Source organism: Actinotalea soli (assembly GCF_017565425.1).
Taxonomy (GTDB): domain Bacteria; phylum Actinomycetota; class Actinomycetes; order Actinomycetales; family Cellulomonadaceae; genus Actinotalea; species Actinotalea soli.
In genome coordinates, this window is the sequence record NZ_JAGEMK010000003.1 from 330434 (window position 1) to 348725 (window position 18292).

The following is an 18292-nucleotide window of genomic DNA, read 5'->3' on the forward strand; positions in this document are numbered from 1 at the left end:
CAGCCTAGGCGCGTACGGTGCTCCGATGACTCAGCCGACCCCCTCCACCGTCGTCGCCGTCACCGGCGGCTACGTCGTCCCGATCACCTCCGACCCTCTCGACGGCGGCACCGTCCTGCTCGTCGACGGACGCATCACCGCCGTCGGGCACGACGTCGAGATCCCCGAGGGCGCCCGGGTGGTCGACGCCACCGGCCGCTGGGTGCTGCCCGGGCTGGTCGAGGCCCACGGCCACGTCGGCGTCGCCGAGGAGGGCGAGGGCCGCGAGGGTGACGACGTCAACGAGATGACCGGCCCCGACATGGCCGGGGTGCGCGCCCTGGACGGCATCAACGTCGACGACGAGGGCTTCCGGGACGCCCTGTCGGGCGGGATCACCACGGTCGTGGTCAAGCCCGGCTCGGGCAACCCGATCGGCGGGCAGACCGTCGCGATCAAGACCTGGGGCGGGCGCACCGTCGACGAGCAGGTGATCAGCGAGGCCGTGAGCATCAAGTCCGCCCTCGGGGAGAATCCCAAGCGGGTCTACGGCGACAAGAAGCAGCTGCCCTCGACCCGGCTCGGCACGGCCAAGGTCATCCGCGACGCCTTCGTCGAGGCCCAGCACTACCGGGCCGCCCGCGACGCGGCCGAGGCCAAGGGCGAGCCGTTCGCGCGGGACCTGGGCCTCGAGGCCCTCGCCCGGGTCCTGGACGGCGAGCTCGCCTGGGACCAGCACTGCCACCGCCACGACGACATCGCGACCGCCCTGCGCCTGGCTGACGAGTTCGGGTACCGCCTGGTGCTCAACCACGGGACCGAGGGCCACAAGCTCGCCGACGTGCTCGCCGAGCGCGACGTCCCGGTGATCTACGGCCCGATGTTCACCTCACGGTCCAAGCCCGAGCTGCGCGACCGCGCGATGACCAACCTGGCCGCGATGGCGGCCGCGGGGGTCCGGGTCGCGATCACCACCGACCACCCCGTGGTGCCCATCAACTACCTCGTGCACCAGGCGACGATGGCGGTCAAGGACGGTCTGCCGCGCACCACGGCCCTCGAGGCGCTCACCACCAACCCGGCGGCCTTCATGGGCCTCGAGGCACGGGTCGGGGCCCTCGAGCCAGGCCGGGACGGCGACGTCGTGCTGTGGTCCGGGGACCCGCTCGACGTGCACTCACGGGTCGAGCACGTCCTGCTCGAGGGGGTCACGGTCTACACCTGGGACGCCGAGGCCGCCCGCGGGCGCGTCGTGGAGCGGGCCGCGCGCTTCACGGCCTGAGCACGCACGACGGCGGGCGGGGGAATCCCGAGGGGTCACCCGCCCGCCGTCGGTCAGGGCCGGGGGCGCGTCCTCAGCGCGTGCGGTGCGCCAGGTAGTACTCGATCAGGCCGCGGGTCGACGGGTCCTGCTCGGCCACCGCCCCCCGGTCCCCCGCGACCGCCGGGGCGATCTCCAGGGCGAGCTTCTTGCCGAGCTCGACCCCCCACTGGTCGAAGGAGTCGATGCCCCACACCACGCCCTGCACGAAGGTGATGTGCTCGTAGAGGGCGATCAGCTGCCCCAGCACGCCCGGGGTCAGGGCCGGCGCGAGGACGGAGGTGGTCGGGCGGTTCCCGCTGAAGACGCGGGCCGGCACGACGTCCTCGGCGGTGCCCTCGGCGCGGACCTCCTCGGCGGTCTTGCCGAAGGCCAGGGCCTTGGTCTGGGCGAAGAAGTTCGCGAGGAAGAGCTCGTGCACGTCGACGTCCCCCGCGGCGGCGTCGCGCAGCGGGTGGGCCGGGGTCGCCACGGCGATGAAGTCCGCCGGGATCAGCCGGGTGCCCTGGTGGATGAGCTGGTAGAAGGCGTGCTGGCCGTTGGTGCCGGGCTCGCCCCAGAAGATCTCCCCGGTGTCGGTGGTGACCGGGCTCCCGTCCCAGCGCACCGACTTGCCGTTGGACTCCATGGTCAGCTGCTGCAGGTAGGCCGGGAACCGGTGCAGGTGCTGGGCGTAGGGCAGCACCGCGTGGGTGTGGGCGCCGAGGAAGTTCACGTACCAGACGTTGAGCAGGCCCATGAGGACGGGCACGTTCTGGTCGAAGGGGGCCGTCCGGAGGTGCTCGTCGACCGTGTGGAAGCCCGCGAGCATCTCGCCGAAGGCCGCCGGGCCGACGGCGATCGCGAGCGAGGTGCCGATCGCCGAGTCGAGGGAGTAGCGTCCCCCGACCCAGTCCCAGAAGCCGAAGGCGTTGGCGGGATCGATGCCGAAGGCCGCGACCTTGTCCAGAGCGGTGGAGACCGCGACGAAGTGCCGGGCGACGGCCTGGGTGCGCGCCTCGTCGGTGTCACCGATCGCGCCGGCGGCGGCGAGCCGCTCCCAGAGCCACGCCCGGGCCAGCCGCGCGTTGGTGAGGGTCTCGAGGGTCCCGAAGGTCTTCGACGCGACGATGAACAGGGTGGTCTCGGGGTCCAGGCCGGCCACCGTCTCGGCGACGTCGGAGGGGTCGATGTTCGAGACGAACCGCACCTCGAGCCCGTCCTGCACGTACGGCGCCAGCGCCTCGTAGGCCATGACCGGCCCGAGGTCGGAACCGCCGATCCCGATGTTCACGACCGTCCGGACCGGCTTGCCGGTGATCCCGGTCCAGCGACCGCTGCGCACCTCGTCGGCGAAGGCGTACATCTTGGTCAGCTCGGCCTGCACGTCGGCGTCGACGTCCTGCCCGTCCACCACGAGGGGCGGCTCGGCGCCGGCCGGTCGCCGCAGGGCGGTGTGGAGCACGGCGCGGTCCTCGGTGACGTTGATCCGGTCCCCGCGGACCATCGCCTCGATCCGGTCCTCGAGGCCGACCTGGTCGGCCAGCGCCACCAGGAGCCGCAGGGTCTCGTCGGTGACGAGGTTCTTCGACAGGTCCACGTGCAGGTCGCCGACGGTCCGGGTGAGCCTCTCGGCCCTCGCCGGGTCGGTGGCGAACCAGCCACGCAGGTCAGGGACCAGCTCCTGCTGGTGGCCGGTCAGGCTCGTCCAGGCGTCGGTGGTCGTCGCGTCGATCGGGGTGTTCACGGGCAGCCTCCTGTGGTCGTCGGCACCACCGTAGTGACACCCGGAGCCCTGCACGGCGGACCTCGGGCCCGACGGGTGGTCGTGCGGTCCGGGCAGGGGCGACCTAGCCTCAGGAGATGGCTCAGATCAGGGTCGGCATCTCGGGGTGGCGCTACGCCCCGTGGCGGGGGACGTTCTACCCGCCGGGCCTGCCCCAGCGTCGCGAGCTCGAGCACGCCGCGAGCCTGCTCTCGAGCATCGAGGTCAACGGCACCTTCTACGCGCTGCAGCGGCCGACGAGCTTCGAGGCGTGGCGCGAGGCCGTGCCCCGGGACTTCCTCTTCTCGGTCAAGGGTGGCCGCTACCTGACCCACATGCTCCGGCTCCAGAACTCCGACCAGGCCCTGGCGAACTTCCTCGCCTCGGGGGTGCTCGCCCTCGGGCCCGCTCTGGGACCGCTGCTGTGGCAGCTGCCGCCCACCCTCACCTTCGACGCCGCCGTGCTGGACCGGTTCCTCGGCTCCCTGCCCCGCACGACCGCTGCGGCGGCCGAGCTCGCGCGAGGCCACGACGACCGCCTCGAGGGACGGTCGTGGACGGCCGTCGAGGAGGACCGTCCGTTGCGCCACGTGCTCGAGGTGCGCCATGCGAGCTTCGCCGACCCCGCAGCACTGGACCTGCTCCGCACGCACGGGACAGGCCTGGTCGTCTCCGACTCGGCAGGTCGGTTCCCGGCCCTCGAGGAGGTCACCAGCGACCTCGTCTACGTGCGCCTGCACGGCTCCGAGGAGCTCTACGTCAGCGGGTACGACGACGCGACCCTCGCACGCTGGGCCGAGAAGGTGCGGGGCTGGGCGGATCGCGGGCTCGACGTCCTCGTGTACTTCGACAACGACGTCAAGGTGCGCGCCCCCGTCGACGCGCAGCGCCTGGGGGCGATGCTCGGCCTGGGCCCCGCAGCAGCCTCGGCCTGATCACAGGCTCCCTCCCGCGCGAGGCGAAACGGACATCTGTGGCGAAATCCACATCCGTGGACAAACCTGGGGATCAAGATCACACCCCGCGCTCAGCGCGCCCCGCTCGTCCCCTGCCGCCGCAGACCCTCGAGACGCTGGACGGCCTCGCGGAGCACGGCCTCCCGCTTCACGAAGGTGAACCGCACCCGCGAGGCCAGAGCGGCCGAGGTCGCCGTCCCGTCCTGGCAGAAGGCACTGACCGGGACGCCGGCGACGCCGACCCGCGCAGGGAGCTCCCGCGCGAGACGCGCGCCGTCCTCCGCCCCGAGCGGTGCCGCGTCGGCGACGACGAAGTAGGTGCCCCGGGGCACCACGACGTCGAAGCCGGCAGAGACCAGCCCCTCGCACAGCAGGTCCCGGCGCGCCGCGAGGGAGGCAGCGAGCCCGGCCACGTAGGCGTGCGTCGCACCGTCGGCGTCGAGCAGGGCCTCGGCGACCGCGGGCTGGAACGGGGCACCGCTGGTGTAGGTGAGGAACTGCTTGACCGTGCGCACGGCGGTGACGAGCTCGGCGGGGCCGGTCACCCAGCCGACCTTCCACCCGGTGAAGGACAACGTCTTGCCCGCCGAGGAGATCCGCAGGGTGCGCCCGGCCATGCCGGGCAGGGTCGAGATCGGCACGTGCTCGGCACCGTCGTAGGTGAGGTGCTCGTACACCTCGTCGGTGACCACGAGCAGGTCGTGGTCACGGGCCACCTCTGCCAGGGCCTCGAGCTCGGAGCGGCTCAGGACCGTCCCGGTCGGGTTGTGCGGGGAGTTGAGGAGCAGCATGCGGGTCCGCGGACCGACGGCCCGCCGCACGGCCTGGACGTCGAGCGCGAAGGCGCCCTCCTCCACCGCGAGACCGACCGGCACGTGCACGGCCCCGGCGAGGGCGATCACCGCGGCGTAGGAGTCGTAGAAGGGTTCGAGGGTGAGCACCTCGTCCCCCGGCACGAGCAGGCCGAGCAGGGCCGCGGCGACACCCTCGGTGGCCCCTGTCGTGACGAGCACCTCGGTGTCGGGGTCGAGGTCGAGGCCGTAGTGGCGTGCGGCGTGGGCGGCGACGGCCTCGCGCAGCGCGGGGATCCCCGCCCCCGGCGGGTACTGGTTGTGGCCTGCCTCGATGGCGGCGACCGCCGCCCGGGAGACGTGGGCCGGGCCGTCGACGTCGGGGAACCCCTGACCGAGGTTGATCGCGCCGGTGCGGGCGGCCAGGTCGGTCATCTCGGCGAAGACGGTCTGGCGCACCGCACCTGCGGCGTCGACCAGGCCTGTGCGCCGGGCGACCTCGGACCATCGACCTGCGGGGAGGGAGCTCATCAGCTCACCCTAGGCACTCGCGCGCTCGCTCAGCCGTGGACGGGGACCGGCTCGGCCTGGCCGGCCGTCTCGAGCTCGACCCAGCCACCGCGGCGGTACGCCGGGGTGCCCACCACGAGGATCACGAGGGCGAGGACGACGCTCGCGAGCATCACACCCGTCATCGCGAGCGCGTCTCCGCCCACGAGCCCGACCACGGGGCTCACGATCCCGGCGAGCCCCGCCTGGAGGAACCCGATGACGGCGGCGGCCGTCCCTGCCCGCTCCCCGTGCCGTGACAGGGCGAGGGCAGAGGCGTTGGCCATGACGAAGCCCAGCAGCGCCGTCGTGACCCACAGCACGGCCACGAAGCCGGTGACCCCACCCGCCTGCGTCGCGGCCACGGGGACCAGGACCGCGGCGGCGACCACGACCGCCGGCAGGCCGGCGCGCAGCAGCCGGAGGGGACCGATCCGCCGCACGAGCGCGGCGTTGACCTGCGAGCCCGCGACGAGGGAGGTCCCTCCGATGCCGAAGACGAGGGCGAACTGCTGCGGGTTGAGCCCGTACTCGTTCTGGAGCACGAACGGGGAGCCGGCGACGTAGCTCATGATCAGCGCCATGGACAGCCCGGGGATGACCGCGAGGGCCACGAAGCGTCGGTCGCGCAGCAGGCCCGCGTAGCCCCGCAGCGAGGCGCCCAGGCCGTGGGCGATGCGTCGCTCGACGGGCAGCGTCTCGGGCAGGAACCGCGCGACCACGACCACCAGCACCACCGCGAAGAGCGCGAGGGCCACGAAGACCGCGCGCCAGTCCCAGATGTCTGCGATGACGCTCCCGATGGTGGGGGCGAGCAGCGGCGCCGCGGCGATGACGAGCATGAGCCGCGAGATGATGCGCGCGGCCTCGGCCCCGGAGTACCGGTCCCGCACGACAGCCATCGCCACGACCGTGGCCCCGGCGCTGACCAGACCCTGCAGCACCCGCAGGGTCGCGAGCTGCTCGATCGACGTCGCGACGACGCACAGCAGCGAGATCACCACGTGCAGGGAGACGCCGATGAGCACCGGGCGACGGCGCCCCACCCGGTCCGAGAACGGCCCGACCAGCAGCTGCCCGAGGGCCGCGCCGATGAGCATCCCGGTGATGGTGAACTGGGCGCCGGCCTCCGAGGTCCCCAGGTCACGGGCCACCTCGGGCAGCGAGGGCAGGTACATGTCGGTCGTGACGGCCGGCAGGAGGGTCAGCGAGCCGATGAGCAGCACGAAGAGCGCGGTCCGCTCGCGCGGGGGCCCGACGGGGGCAGGCTCGGGGGTCGTAGGTCGCACTGCTCCATCATGCCATCAAATCGATTCGACCGTCGTGGTGATCCCCGCCACGCCGGTCGTCACGCGTGTGTCGGCGGGCCGCGGGATGCTGGACCCATGTGCGGACGCTACGCCTCGTTCCGCGAGGCCCAGGACCTCGCCGACACCTTCGACATCGCCCCCGGCGCGGTCGCGGAGGACGCCGCCGGGCTGCCCCCGTCCTGGAACCTCGCCCCGACCGACCCGGTGCGGATCGTGGTCGAGCGCGCACCGCGCCCGGAGCCAGGGGACGGCGCCTCCGAGGCCCCGCCCGAGGTCGAGCGGTCGCTGCGACTGGCCAGGTGGGGCCTCGTCCCGGGCTGGGCCAAGGACCCCTCGGTCGGGGCCCGGATGATCAACGCCCGCAGCGAGTCCCTGGTCGACAAGCCCGCCTTCCGCAAGGCCCTCGCGGTGCGGCGCTGCCTGGTCCCTGCCGAGGGCTACTACGAGTGGCAGCAGCCCCCCGCGGGGTCACCGCGTCGCACGCCCAAGCAGCCGTTCTGGATCCACCCCGCGCAGGACGAGCCGATGGCCTTCGCAGGGCTCTACGAGTTCTGGCGGGATCGCACCCGCGCCGACGACGACCCGGACCGGTGGCTCGTCACCACGACCATCGTGACCGCGTCCGCCGAGGGAGACCTCGCCGCGATCCACGACCGTCGGCCCGTGGTGCTGCCCCGCAGCGCGTGGGACCAGTGGCTGTCCCCGGCCCGGCAGGACCCCGAGGGGGCGGTCGCCCTCCTGGGCCGGACGCCCCCTCCCCTGCTGCCGACCGCGATCTCGACCGCGGTCAACAAGGTCGGCACCGACGGACCCGAGCTTCTCGCCCCCGTCGAGCCGGCGGGCTGACCACGCCCCCGAGGACGAGACGCCCTGGGGCTAGGCCTCGTCGAGGAGCACGGGCCGCAGCACGCCCAGCCCGGGGACCTCGCGACCCTCGAGCACCGTCCGGGTGTAGCGCGGGCCGGCCGCGAGGAGCACCGCCGTCGCCTCGTCGAGGAGGACGGTGCCCGGCTGCGCCTCGTCGGTCAGCCGGGCCGCGAGGTTGACCGAGGGGCCGAACACGTCCCCGAAGCGGGACAGCACCCGGCCCCACACCATGCCGACCCGCACGGGGGACTCCGTGCCCCGGAAGGCGTGGGCGAGACCGACGGCCACGCGTGCCCCGGTCACCGCGTCGTCGGCGACGAAGAGCACCGCGTCACCGATGGTCTTGACCACCCTGCCCCCGGCCGCGGTGACGACGTCTCGCGCCCGGGCCTCGAACTGCTGGACGAACTCGGCCAGCTCGTGCGGCCCGAGCTCGGCCGTCCGGCGGGTGAAGGACACCACGTCCGCGAAGCCCACCGCCCGTGCGAGCGGGAGCTCGTCCTCCCCCGGCCCCTCGACCCGGGCCGAGCCGAACTCTGCCGCGAACCGGCCGGCGATCGCCGCGAGCTGGCGACGCCAGGCATGGATCAGCTGGTCCTCGAGCACGGGCACGATGTCTCCGAGCCTGTCGAGCAGCGCCAGGCGGGCGCTCACGTCGTCCAGGCCGTGCCGCTCGGCGAGCTGCTCGACCAAGGCCTCGACCTGCCACAGCACGAGCCGGTCGGTGGTGTGCCCGATGGCCCGGACCAGGGACACCGCGGTGCGCGGAGAGACCTCGTACCGACCCGCGACCTCGTGGAGCCGCCGCAGGGCCTGGGCGTCGGCCTCGGTGTAGGCAACGGCCTCGGCCTCGCCCGTCGGCAGCCCCAGCGTGTGCCAGAAGAGCCGGGCCTCCTCGACGCTGGTCCCCGCCTGCTCGGCCATGGCCGTCAGGGTCAGGGTGCGCGGCCCGCCCAGCAGCCGGTCCTCGAGCTCCGAGATCGTCGACGAGAGCCCCGCCCCCCGGGCGTCCTGGGTGTGGTCCGCGTCACTCACGCCGCCAGGCTAGTTCACCCCGCCGGCTCACCCGGGCGAGCGGACGTGGTGCACGTCCCCCGCCAGCACCACCCGGCGCCGCCCCCCTCTGTCGATCACCTCGAGGGCCCCGTCCCCGGCGAGGCCGCTCGCGGTGCCCTCGAGGCTCTCCCCCCCGGGGAGGTCCACCACGACGGGCTCACCCAGGGTCGAGCAGACTGCCGCGCAGTCGCTCGCGAGCTGCTCGTGCCCGCCCGCCCGCCACCGCGCGTCGATCGCGAGGAGCCTCCCGACCACCGCCCCGAGGAGGTGCGCCCGGTCAACGCCGCGGCCCCCGGCGAGCGCCACCGAGGACGCGCTCGGCACGGGGAGCTCGTCGCGGGTCTGGTCGACGTTGATGCCGATCCCCACGACCACCGCGGGCCCGGCCGGGGTCGTGACCAGCTCGCTGAGGATCCCCGCGACCTTGCGCCGAGCCCCCCATCCGGCCTCCGGAGGCAGCCCCGGCACCTCGACCAGCACGTCGTTGGGCCACTTGACGGTCGCGACCACGCCGACCTCGCGCAGCGCCTGGACCACCGCGAGGCCGGTGAGCAGCGGCACCCAGCCCCACCGCTCGACCGGCCCGGTGGGTCGGAGCACCATCGAGAAGGTCAGGGCCGCGGCCCGCGGCGTGGTCCAGGTCCGTCCGGAACGACCGCGGCCCGCCTCCTGGTGGTCGGCCACGAGCACCGCGTGGTCGGGCCACGCGTGGGGCTGCGCGGCGAGCCCCGCGACCAGGTCCGCCGAGGTCGAGGCCGCCCGGTCGACCACCTCGACGCGCCCGGCCCCGAGGGCCAGCAGCATCTCGGTGACGGTGCTCGCGTCGAGGGGAGGACGCCCCGAGCCGCCGTCGGGCCCGTCGGAGACGGCTGGCCCGTCAGGGCCGTCAGGGCCGTCAGGGCCGGGCTCGGGGTGGGTGCTCATGCCGCCCACGGTAGCCAGCACGCAGCCCGCGGGCGCGACCTGAGGACCGGTGTTGTGGGAAGCCCTGCACTGCAGGGCCACGACACGGTCGGGTGCCGCACCCGGCATGTCGGGACCCGACAACTACCCTCGTCCACGTGACCGACGCACAGACCCCAGCCACGCCCGCGGACCGCGGGCCCGGGGCCGGCCCGACCGGCACCGCCGCCAAGCTCGCCGACCTCGAGGCCCGGACCGCCGCCGCCGTCGACGAGCACGAGGAGGCCGCACGCGCCAAGCAGCACCCCCGCGGCAAGAAGACCGCCCGCGAACGCATCGCGGCCCTGCTCGACGAGGGCAGCTTCGTCGAGCTGGACGCCTTCGTCCTGCACCGCTCGACGAACTTCGGCCTCGACGCCCGGCGCGTCCCGGGCGACGGCGTCGTCACCGGTCACGGCACGATCGACGGTCGCCAGGTCGCCGTCTACAGCCAGGACTTCACCGTCTTCGGCGGATCCCTCGGCGAGATGCACGGCCACAAGATCACCAAGGTGATGGACCTCGCCCTGCGCACCGGGGTCCCCCTGATCGGGATCCTCGACGGCGGCGGCGCCCGCATCCAGGAGGGGGTCGCGGCCCTCACCCAGTTCGCCGAGATCTTCCGTCGCAACGTCGCGGCCTCCGGGGTGATCCCGCAGATCTCGCTCATCCTCGGCCCGAGCGCGGGCGGGGCGGTCTACTCCCCCGCCCTGACGGACTTCATCGTCATGGCCGACGGGACCTCGAACATGTTCATCACCGGCCCCGACGTGATCCGTGCGGTCACCGGCGAGGAGGTGGGCTTCGAGGAGCTCGGCGGCGGCCACACGCACAACGCGACCTCGGGGGTCGCGCACTACCTGGGCACCGACGAGGACGACGCGATCGACTACGTCAAGGCCCTCGTGGGCTACCTCCCGTCGAACAACCTCGCCGATCCCCCGCTGTGGGAGGAGGAGCACGGCGAGCTCGAGGTCACCGACCTCGACCGTGAGCTCGACGCCGCCGTGCCTGACGCGGACTCCCAGCCCTACGACATGCGCGCCGTCGTCGAGCACGTGCTGGACCATGGTGAGCTGCTCGAGGTGCAGCCCCTGTACGCGCAGAACGTCCTGGTGGGCTTCGGCCACGTCGAGGGGCACCCGGTGGGCGTGGTCGCGAACCAGCCCCTGCACATGGCCGGGACCCTCGACATCAACGCCGCCGAGAAGGCCGCGCGCTTCGTCCGGACCTGCGACGCCTTCAACATCCCGGTGCTGACCTTCGTCGACGTGCCGGGGTTCCTGCCCGGGACGGACCAGGAGTGGAACGGGATCATCCGGCGCGGGGCCAAGCTCATCTATGCCTACGCCGAGGCCACCGTCCCGCTCGTCACCGTCATCACGCGCAAGGCCTACGGCGGGGCGTACATCGTCATGGGGTCCAAGCAGCTCGGGGCCGACGTCAACCTGGCGTGGCCCACCGCCCAGATCGCCGTGATGGGCGCCGGCGGCGCGGTCAACATCCTGCAGCGCGGCGCCCTCAAGAAGGTCGCCGAGGCGGGCGGGGACGTCGAGGCCGAGCGGGCCCGCCTGACCCAGGAGTACGAGGACGCGATCGTCAACCCCTACGACGCGGCCCAGCGTGGCTACGTCGACGCCGTCATCGCCCCCTCCGAGACCCGGCTGCAGGTCCTGCGCGCCCTGCGCGCGCTGCGGACCAAGCGGGCCAGCCTGCCCGCCAAGAAGCACGGGAACATCCCGCTGTGAGCCCCGACGTCCGCGTCGTGCGCGGCGCCCCCGACGACGACGAGCTCGCAGCCCTCGTCGCGGGGCTCGCCGCGGGGGGGCAGCCCGGGGCCGCGGACTCCGGGGCCGACGTCGTCGCGGCGCGGACGGTCCACGAGGCGGCGGCGCGGCGGCGCTGGCGGGACCACGCGGCACCGCACCCGGGACCTCCGCGACCCGGTCCGGACGCCTGGCGGTGGAGCCTTCGCGGCTGAACGCACGGGCCTCGCCACGCGCGGACCGACCAGGGGGTCCCGCTGACGCCCGGATTGTCCTATTCTCTGCCCATGTCCACACCGAGCGCCGCGGCCTTCGCCCCCACGGCCTCCGGCCACCTCCCCGACACCACCTCCTCCGCGCCGAGCACGCCCCCGGCGATCACGTCGGTCGCCGGCTGGCAGCCCGGGATGCCCCCGCTGCAGCACGTCCTGGCCGACGACGTCCGCTTCGCCCGCTTCCGCACCACCCCCGAGGGCGGCTACGTGCAGGAGGACGTCGACGCCTTCCTCGACCAGGTCGAGGGCACCCTGCGCCGGTGGGAGGAGCAGCACGCCTCGCCCGGGGGCGCGACGGGGACCTCGAGCGGACCGGGCGCCCACGGCGACCCTGCTGCCACCGCGGGCCCGGTCTCGCGCCCGGCCGGGACCTCGGGGCTGACGCGGGTCGTGAGCGGTCCGGGCTACGCCGAGGAGGAGGTCGACACCCTGCTCGAGCACGCCGCGGTCGCCCTCGAGCTGCTGCGCCAGGGCGTGGCCCCCGAGATGACCGCGGCGATGGTCGACGCGGCTCGGTTCCGGACGACCTGGAACTCGGGCTACGACCAGCGCGAGGTCGACGTCCTGCTCGACCAGGTGGCCGCCGTCCTCCGCGGCTGACCGAGACCCCGAGGGTCGGCCTCCCGCTGCACCTAGGCTCTAGGCCCATGAACTCTGCGCGCCCCACCCGCACCCCCAGCGCGATCGACGCGATCGCCGACGCCTACGTCACCACCGCGGCCCGCCTCAACCCCCTGGCGGCCACCGCGATGGGCCTCGACGGCTACGACCACCTCATGGTGGACCTCTCCCCGGCGGGCTGGCAGGCCCAGGCCGACGCGGCCCGTGCGGTGCTGGCCGAGCTCGACGAGCAGACCCCCGTCGACGAGGTCGACCGCGTGACCCTCGCCGCGATGCGTGAGCGGCTGGGCCTCGAGCTCGAGCTGCACGAGGCCGACGAGCTGCTCGGCGCCCTCAACAACATCGCCTCCCCCGTGCAGGAGCTCCGCGACGTCTTCGACCTCATGCCCACCTCGACCCCTCGACACTGGGAGAACGTCGCGGCCCGCCTGCACGCCCTGCCGGGGGCCGTGGCGGGGGTCGTCGAGTCGCTCCGTCTCGCGGCCTCCCGCGGACGGGTCGCGGCCGTGCGTCAGGTCGACGAGTGCGTGCGCCAGTGCGAGGAGCTCGCCGGGGCCGGGTCCTTCTTCACCGAGCTCGTGACGAGCGACGCCCTCGAGCAGGCCCTCGAGGGGGCCGCCCAGGGCGAGACCCTGCGCGACGAGCTCGCCGCCGGGGCCGGCGCGGCCCGCGAGGCCTACGCGACCCTCGGAGCCTTCCTGCGCGAGGAGCTCCGCCCGCAGGCCCCCGAGGCCGACGGCGTGGGCCGCGAGCGCTACTCCCTGTGGTCGCGCTACTTCCTCGGGGCCACGGTCGACCTCGAGGAGACCTACGCCTGGGGCCTGGCCGAGCTCGACCGGGTGATCGCCGAGCAGGAGGCCGTCGCAGCCCAGGTCGCCGGCCCCGGGGCGAGCCTCGAGCAGGCCATCGCGGTCCTGGACGCCGACCCCAGCCGCGTCCTGGACAGCACCGAGGCGCTGCAGGCCTGGATGCAGTCCACCTCCGACGCCGCCCTGCACGCCCTCGACGGGGTGCACTTCGACATCCCCGAGGCGCTGCACGCCCTCGAGTGCCGGATCGCCCCGACCCAGACCGGCGGGATCTACTACACCGGCCCCTCGGACGACTTCTCCCGGCCAGGCCGGATGTGGTGGTCGGTGCCGGCCGACGTCACGAGCTTCACCACCTGGCGCGAGAAGACGACCGTCTACCACGAGGGGGTCCCGGGGCATCACCTGCAGATCGCCCAGGCGGTCCACGAGCGGGACAGGCTCAACCGCTGGCGCCGGCTCGCCTGCTGGGTCTCGGGCCACGGCGAGGGCTGGGCCCTCTACGCCGAGCGGCTCATGGCGGACCTGGGCTTCCTCGACGACGCCGGCGACCGCCTCGGCATGCTCGACGGCCAGCGCATGCGCGCGGCCCGCGTGGTGCTCGACATCGGCGTGCACCTGGGGCTGCCGCGCCCCGAACGCTGGGGCGGGGGCACGTGGGACCACGACACCGCCTGGGAGTTCCTGGTCGCGAACGTGGCCATGCCCGAGGCCTTCCTGCGCTTCGAGCTGACCCGCTACCTGGGCTGGCCGGGACAGGCGCCCGCGTACAAGATCGGCCAGCGGCTGTGGGAGACCGCCCGCGACGAGGCCGCCGAGGCCGCGAGGGCGCGCGGCGAGGCCCACGACCTCAAGGCCTTCCACGCCCGCGCGCTGGGCCTGGGCTCGGTCGGTCTCGACGTGCTGCGTGAGGCACTGCGCGCGCCCCGCTGATCCTGGCGCGCGCCCGAGGACCGTGCCCACCGGCCGGCCCTCGCCCAGCGACGGGGTGGCTGACCGGCCGGTCGGACCACCCCGTCGCAGGACGTAGGATGACTCCGCCATGCGCAACCCCTGGAACCTCTCCGCACGCCTGCACGTCGATCTGCGACGTCAGGCGAGCGCGTCGTGTCCGGGTGCCCCGGCCGTCCGGCCCGCCTGAGCGACCCCCGCTCGCGAGCCCGCCCGACGGCCTTCCCGCACCCTCGACACGACCCCGGAAGGTCCACCATGGCTTCGCCCCGCTCTCGTCTGCGCCTGCCCTCCTTCGGCGTGCAGATCCTCGTCGCCCTCGTCCTGGGCATCGGCCTCGGGCTGCTCGCCCGAGCGATCCAGGTCCCTGACGCGCCCGACAACGGGCTGACCGTCACGCTCCAGACCATCGGCAGCTCGTTCGTCCAGCTCCTGCGTGCCCTGGTCCCACCGCTGATCCTCACCGCGATCATCGCCTCGATCGCCAACCTCGGGAAGGTCACCAACGCGGCACGGCTCGCGGGCCGCACGCTGCTCTGGTTCGGGATCACCGCCCTGGCCTCGGTCGCGATCGGCATCACCCTGGGCCTGGTGCTGCGCCCCGGCCTGAGCACCACCCTGTCCCCCGAGTCGGCGGCGCCTCCCGCCCGCACCGGCTCCTGGCTCGACTTCATCACCGGCCTGCTGCCCGCGAACTTCCTCGGCCTGAGCGCGAGCACGACCCTCCAGACCGGCGACGACGGCACGATCACCGGCGCCGGGACCGGGCTCACCTTCAACGCCCTCCAGCTCGTCGTGATCGCCCTCGTCGTGGGCTTCGCGGCCCTCAAGGTCGGTCCGGCCGCCGAGCCCTTCCTGTCCTTCAACCGCTCGGTCCTCGCCGTGGTGCAGAAGGTCCTGTGGTGGCTGATCCGCCTGGCCCCTCTCGGCACCCTCGGCCTCCTGGGCAACGCCGTGGCCACCTACGGCTGGGAGTCCCTCGCCCCGCTGGGGACCTTCACCCTCGCGATGTACCTGGGCCTGGCCCTCGTGCTGTTCGTCCTCTACCCCGTGGTCCTCACGGCGAACGGCCTGTCCCCGATCCGCTGGTTCGCCGGTGCCTGGCCGGCCATCCAGCTGGGCTTCGTCTCGCGCTCCTCCCTCGGCACGCTGCCGGTGACCGAGCGGGTCACGGTGCGGAACCTGGGAGTGCCCCGCGAGTACGCCTCCTTCGCGGTGCCCTTCGGAGCGACCACCAAGATGGACGGCTGCGCCGCGGTCTACCCGGCCCTCGCGGCGATCTTCGTGGCCCAGTTCTTCGGCCTCGAGCTCACGGTCTGGGACTACCTGCTCATCGCCTTCGTCTCGGTGGCCGGATCGGCCGCGACCGCCGGGCTCACCGGCGCGCTGGTCATGCTCACGCTGACGCTGTCGACCCTGGGACTCCCGCTCGAGGGGGTCGGGCTGCTCCTCGCGATCGACCCGATCCTCGACATGGGGCGCACCGCGGTCAACGTCGCCGGGCAGACGCTGGTCCCGACGGTCGTGGCCAAGCGCGAGGGCATCCTCGACCAGGCCGCCTTCGCGGCGTCCAACGCCGCGGACCCGTTCGCCGAGGAGGACGATGCCGAGGTGCACCAGAGGACCGGGGACGAGCCCCCGGCCGAGCACGAGACGACCGCCGAGGCGCAGACCGGCCGCTGAGGTCAGGCCCGGTCCGGGCACGCGGGGAGGTCCTCCGGGCGCTAGCCTGCCGCGGGTGACCTCCCTGCTGCTCGCCTCTGCCTCCCCGGCCCGTCTCGAGACCCTTCGCCGCGCCGGCATCGACCCGCACGTCCAGGTCTCCGGGGTCGACGAGGACCTCGTCCTGGCCGAGGCCGCCCGGCGGTTCGGGTCCCTCGAGGTCGCCGACGCCGTGCTCGTCCTCGCCCAGGCCAAGGCACAGGCCGTGACAGCCCGCATCGAGGAGCTCGGGCTGCCCGAGGACGTCCTGGTGCTCGGCTGCGACTCCTTGCTCGAGCTCGACGGCGAGCCGTGGGGCAAGCCGACCGACGCCGCGGACGCGGTGAGCCGCTGGCAGCGCATGCGGGGCCGCAGCGGCGTGCTGCACACCGGGCACTGGCTGGTCGACACGCGCCCCGGCACGGAGGAGGGCGGTCAGGGCACGGGGGCGACCATCGGCACGACGGCCTCGACCACCGTGCACTTCGCCGACCTCACCGACGAGGAGGTCCGCGCCTACGTGGCCACCGGCGAGCCCCTCGCCGTCGCCGGCGCCTTCACGGTCGACGGCCTGGGCGGGCCCTTCGTGGACCGGGTGGACGGCGACCACCACAACGTGGTCGGACTGAGCCTCCCGGTGCTCCGCAGCCTGCTCGCCGAGGTGGGCCTGACGGTGCCCGACCTGTGGCGCAGCACAACGCCAGCCCCCTGACCAGCCCTCTGAGAGCTCCTGAGACCGGCCGCGCTGGGGAACTCGACAAAGCGCAGCGCACCCGCGTTGCCGATTCGACCAAACCTGGGAACCGCCCCGAGCCATGGGTGATCCCCCGGGCCCGGTGACGTTACGGTGAGCCGTGCCCGAGATCCGCAAGGTCCTCATCGCCAACCGCGGCGAGATCGCCGTCCGCATCGCCAGAGCGTGCGCCGACGCGCGCATCGCGAGCGTCGCGGTCTACGCCGACCCCGACCGCGAGTCCCTCCACGTACGCCTGGCCGACGAGGCCTTCGCGCTCGGCGGGAACCGCGCTGCCGAGACCTACCTCGACGTGGCGAAGCTGCTCGAGGTGGCCCGGCGCAGCGGCGCTGACGCCGTCCACCCGGGGTACGGCTTCCTCGCCGAGAACGCCGGGTTCGCCCAGGCGGTCCTCGACGCCGGCCTGGTCTGGATCGGACCGCCGCCGTCGGCGATCGACGCCCTGGGCGACAAGGTGAGCGCGCGGCACATCGCCCAGCGGGCGGGCGCGCCCCTCGTGGCCGGCACGCCGGATCCCGTGACCGGGGCCGAGGAGGTCGAGGCCTTCGCGGCCACGCACGGCCTGCCCATCGCGATCAAGGCCGCCTTCGGCGGCGGAGGGCGCGGCCTCAAGGTCGCCCGCGAGGCGGACGAGATCACCGAGATGTACGACTCGGCCGTCCGCGAGGCCGTGGCGGCCTTCGGCCGGGGCGAGTGCTTCGTCGAGCGCTACCTCGACTCCCCGCGCCACGTCGAGACGCAGTGCCTCGCCGACGCCCACGGGACCGTCGTCGTGGTCTCCACCCGGGACTGCTCGCTCCAGCGGCGCCACCAGAAGCTCGTCGAGGAGGCACCTGCCCCGTTCCTGACTCCCGAGCAGGAGCAGCTGCTCACCGAGTCCTCGATCGCGATCCTGCGCGAGGCAGGCTACGTGGGGGCGGGGACCTGCGAGTTCCTGGTCGCGGCCGACGGCACGGTCTCCTTCCTCGAGGTGAACACCCGCCTGCAGGTCGAGCACCCGGTGACCGAGGAGGTCACGGGGATCGACCTGGTGCGCGAGCAGCTGCGGATCGCCTCGGGTGAGCCCCTCGGCTACGAGAGCACCACGGTGCGTGGTCACTCGATCGAGTTCCGGATCAACGGCGAGGACCCTGCCGCGGGCTTCCTCCCGGCCCCGGGTCGGATCAGCAGGCTCCGCTTCCCGGCGGGCCCTGGCGTGCGCGTCGACAGCGGGGTGGTCGAGGGGGACACGGTCTCCGGGGCCTTCGACTCGATGATCGCCAAGCTCGTCGTGACCGGCGCCACCCGCACCCAGGCCATCGAACGTGCCCGCCGGGCGCTCGCCGAGCTCGAGATCGTCGGGCTGCCCACCGTGGTCCCCTTCCACCGGGCGGTGCTCGACGCCCCGGCCTTCGCCCCGGCCGACCCGGACCAGCCCTTCAGCGTGCACACCCGCTGGATCGAGACCTCCTTCACCGAGGAGCTCGCCGCCCTGGGCCGGACCACCGGCACCGCGGGCGCCACCGAGGAGCCGGCGGCCGAGGAGGCCGTGACCGAGCGCGTCGTGGTCGAGGTCGGCGGCAAGCGGATCGAGGTCGTGCTGCCCGCGGGCCTGGGCGGACTGGGCGGCGGCCGCGGACGTCCTGCGCCCGCGCGGTCCTCCCGGGCGCGGCGCACCAGCACCCGGAGCGCGGCGAGCGCCAACGGCACGACCCTGGCCTCCCCCATGCAGGGCACGATCGTCAAGGTCGCGGTGGCCGAGGGCGCCGAGGTCGCCGAGGGGGACCTGGTCGTCGTCCTCGAGGCGATGAAGATGGAGCAGCCCCTCGTCGCGCACCGCGCCGGCACCGTGCAGAGCCTCGCGGCCGGCGTCGGGGCGAGCGTCAGCGCCGGCACCGCGATCTGCGAGATCGTCGGCTGA

At 73.9% G+C, this 18292-nt stretch carries 16 protein-coding genes; 11 read left to right on the forward strand and 5 right to left on the reverse strand.

Translation table 11 applies throughout. The annotated features are described in order from the left end of the window. Positions 1-25 precede the first annotated feature (25 nt). Entirely contained in the window at positions 26-1261 is a 1236-nt protein-coding gene (locus J4G33_RS08555; protein ID WP_208055506.1) for an amidohydrolase, read from the forward strand. Positions 1262-1334: 73 nt separating this feature from the next. Here the strand turns inward: J4G33_RS08555 and pgi are convergent, their stop codons facing one another. After that, on the reverse strand, positions 1335-3026 hold the full coding sequence (gene pgi / locus J4G33_RS08560) for a glucose-6-phosphate isomerase (protein WP_307793817.1): 1692 nt from the start codon (positions 3024-3026) through the stop codon (positions 1335-1337). Positions 3027-3142: 116 nt separating this feature from the next. Here pgi and J4G33_RS08565 point away from each other — a divergent pair, with 116 nt between their 5' ends. Further along, positions 3143-3979, forward strand: coding sequence for a DUF72 domain-containing protein (locus J4G33_RS08565; protein ID WP_208055507.1), 837 nt, complete (start codon positions 3143-3145; stop codon positions 3977-3979). A 92-nt stretch (positions 3980-4071) separates the two neighbouring features. On the opposite strand, the gene J4G33_RS08570 is transcribed toward J4G33_RS08565, so the two are convergent. Next, positions 4072-5322, reverse strand: a complete 1251-nt coding sequence (locus J4G33_RS08570) for a pyridoxal phosphate-dependent aminotransferase (RefSeq protein WP_208055508.1) — start codon at positions 5320-5322, stop codon at positions 4072-4074. 29 nt (positions 5323-5351) lie between these two features. Continuing rightward, entirely contained in the window at positions 5352-6629 is a 1278-nt protein-coding gene (locus J4G33_RS08575; RefSeq protein ID WP_208055509.1) for a multidrug effflux MFS transporter, read from the reverse strand. 96 nt (positions 6630-6725) lie between these two features. Between J4G33_RS08575 and J4G33_RS08580 the strand changes: the two genes are divergently transcribed. Continuing rightward, complete coding sequence (locus tag J4G33_RS08580) at positions 6726-7496, forward strand: SOS response-associated peptidase (RefSeq protein ID WP_208055510.1); 771 nt, start codon at positions 6726-6728, stop codon at positions 7494-7496. A gap of 30 nt (positions 7497-7526) precedes the next feature. Here the strand turns inward: J4G33_RS08580 and J4G33_RS08585 are convergent, their stop codons facing one another. Both J4G33_RS08585 and J4G33_RS08590 read right to left on the reverse strand, forming a co-directional pair. Continuing rightward, positions 7527-8552 (reverse strand): adenylate/guanylate cyclase domain-containing protein, encoded by a 1026-nt coding sequence (locus J4G33_RS08585; RefSeq protein ID WP_307793818.1) that lies wholly within the window; start codon positions 8550-8552, stop codon positions 7527-7529. Between the two features lie 27 nt (positions 8553-8579). Continuing rightward, positions 8580-9497, reverse strand: coding sequence for a biotin--[acetyl-CoA-carboxylase] ligase (locus tag J4G33_RS08590; RefSeq protein ID WP_208055511.1), 918 nt, complete (start codon positions 9495-9497; stop codon positions 8580-8582). Positions 9498-9634: 137 nt separating this feature from the next. On the opposite strand from J4G33_RS08590, the gene J4G33_RS08595 reads away from it, so the two are divergent. From J4G33_RS08595 to J4G33_RS08625, 8 genes are all read left to right on the forward strand, one after another. Next, positions 9635-11263 carry an acyl-CoA carboxylase subunit beta gene (locus tag J4G33_RS08595; RefSeq protein WP_208055512.1) on the forward strand — a complete coding sequence of 543 codons (1629 nt, stop codon included), beginning with the start codon at positions 9635-9637 and terminating at the stop codon, positions 11261-11263. Continuing rightward, on the forward strand, positions 11260-11496 hold the full coding sequence (locus tag J4G33_RS08600) for an acyl-CoA carboxylase epsilon subunit (protein ID WP_208055513.1): 237 nt from the start codon (positions 11260-11262) through the stop codon (positions 11494-11496). The genes J4G33_RS08595 and J4G33_RS08600 overlap by 4 nt, the downstream gene beginning before the upstream one ends. Positions 11497-11568: 72 nt before the next feature. Next, entirely contained in the window at positions 11569-12156 is a 588-nt protein-coding gene (locus tag J4G33_RS08605; protein ID WP_208055647.1) for a DivIVA domain-containing protein, read from the forward strand. A 47-nt stretch (positions 12157-12203) separates the two neighbouring features. After that, positions 12204-13919, forward strand: a complete 1716-nt coding sequence (locus J4G33_RS08610; protein WP_208055514.1) for a DUF885 domain-containing protein — start codon at positions 12204-12206, stop codon at positions 13917-13919. Positions 13920-14028: 109 nt separating this feature from the next. After that, complete coding sequence (locus J4G33_RS17925; protein WP_372435039.1) at positions 14029-14127, forward strand: putative leader peptide; 99 nt, start codon at positions 14029-14031, stop codon at positions 14125-14127. Between the two features lie 68 nt (positions 14128-14195). Next, complete coding sequence (locus J4G33_RS08615) at positions 14196-15620, forward strand: dicarboxylate/amino acid:cation symporter (RefSeq protein ID WP_208055515.1); 1425 nt, start codon at positions 14196-14198, stop codon at positions 15618-15620. A 55-nt stretch (positions 15621-15675) separates the two neighbouring features. After that, positions 15676-16350, forward strand: coding sequence for a Maf family protein (locus J4G33_RS08620; protein WP_208055516.1), 675 nt, complete (start codon positions 15676-15678; stop codon positions 16348-16350). Positions 16351-16492: 142 nt separating this feature from the next. Continuing rightward, the gene (locus J4G33_RS08625; protein WP_208055517.1) at positions 16493-18292 is read left to right on the forward strand and encodes an acetyl/propionyl/methylcrotonyl-CoA carboxylase subunit alpha; all 1800 of its coding nucleotides are present in this window, start codon (positions 16493-16495) and stop codon (positions 18290-18292) included.

What these genes read in the sequence shown, in the direction of transcription:
- J4G33_RS08565 (WP_208055507.1), top strand. Translation starts at nt 3,143, where the DNA reads ATGGCTCAGATCAGGGTCGGCATCTCGGGGTGGCGCTACGCCCCGTGG.
- J4G33_RS17925 (WP_372435039.1), top strand. Translation starts at nt 14,029, where the DNA reads ATGCGCAACCCCTGGAACCTCTCCGCACGCCTGCACGTCGATCTGCGA.
- J4G33_RS08570 (WP_208055508.1), bottom strand. Translation starts at nt 5,322, where the DNA reads ATGAGCTCCCTCCCCGCAGGTCGATGGTCCGAGGTCGCCCGGCGCACA.
- J4G33_RS08555 (WP_208055506.1), top strand. Translation starts at nt 26, where the DNA reads ATGACTCAGCCGACCCCCTCCACCGTCGTCGCCGTCACCGGCGGCTAC.
- J4G33_RS08580 (WP_208055510.1), top strand. Translation starts at nt 6,726, where the DNA reads ATGTGCGGACGCTACGCCTCGTTCCGCGAGGCCCAGGACCTCGCCGAC.
- J4G33_RS08610 (WP_208055514.1), top strand. Translation starts at nt 12,204, where the DNA reads ATGAACTCTGCGCGCCCCACCCGCACCCCCAGCGCGATCGACGCGATC.
- J4G33_RS08590 (WP_208055511.1), bottom strand. Translation starts at nt 9,497, where the DNA reads ATGAGCACCCACCCCGAGCCCGGCCCTGACGGCCCTGACGGCCCTGAC.
- J4G33_RS08615 (WP_208055515.1), top strand. Translation starts at nt 14,196, where the DNA reads ATGGCTTCGCCCCGCTCTCGTCTGCGCCTGCCCTCCTTCGGCGTGCAG.
- J4G33_RS08605 (WP_208055647.1), top strand. Translation starts at nt 11,569, where the DNA reads ATGTCCACACCGAGCGCCGCGGCCTTCGCCCCCACGGCCTCCGGCCAC.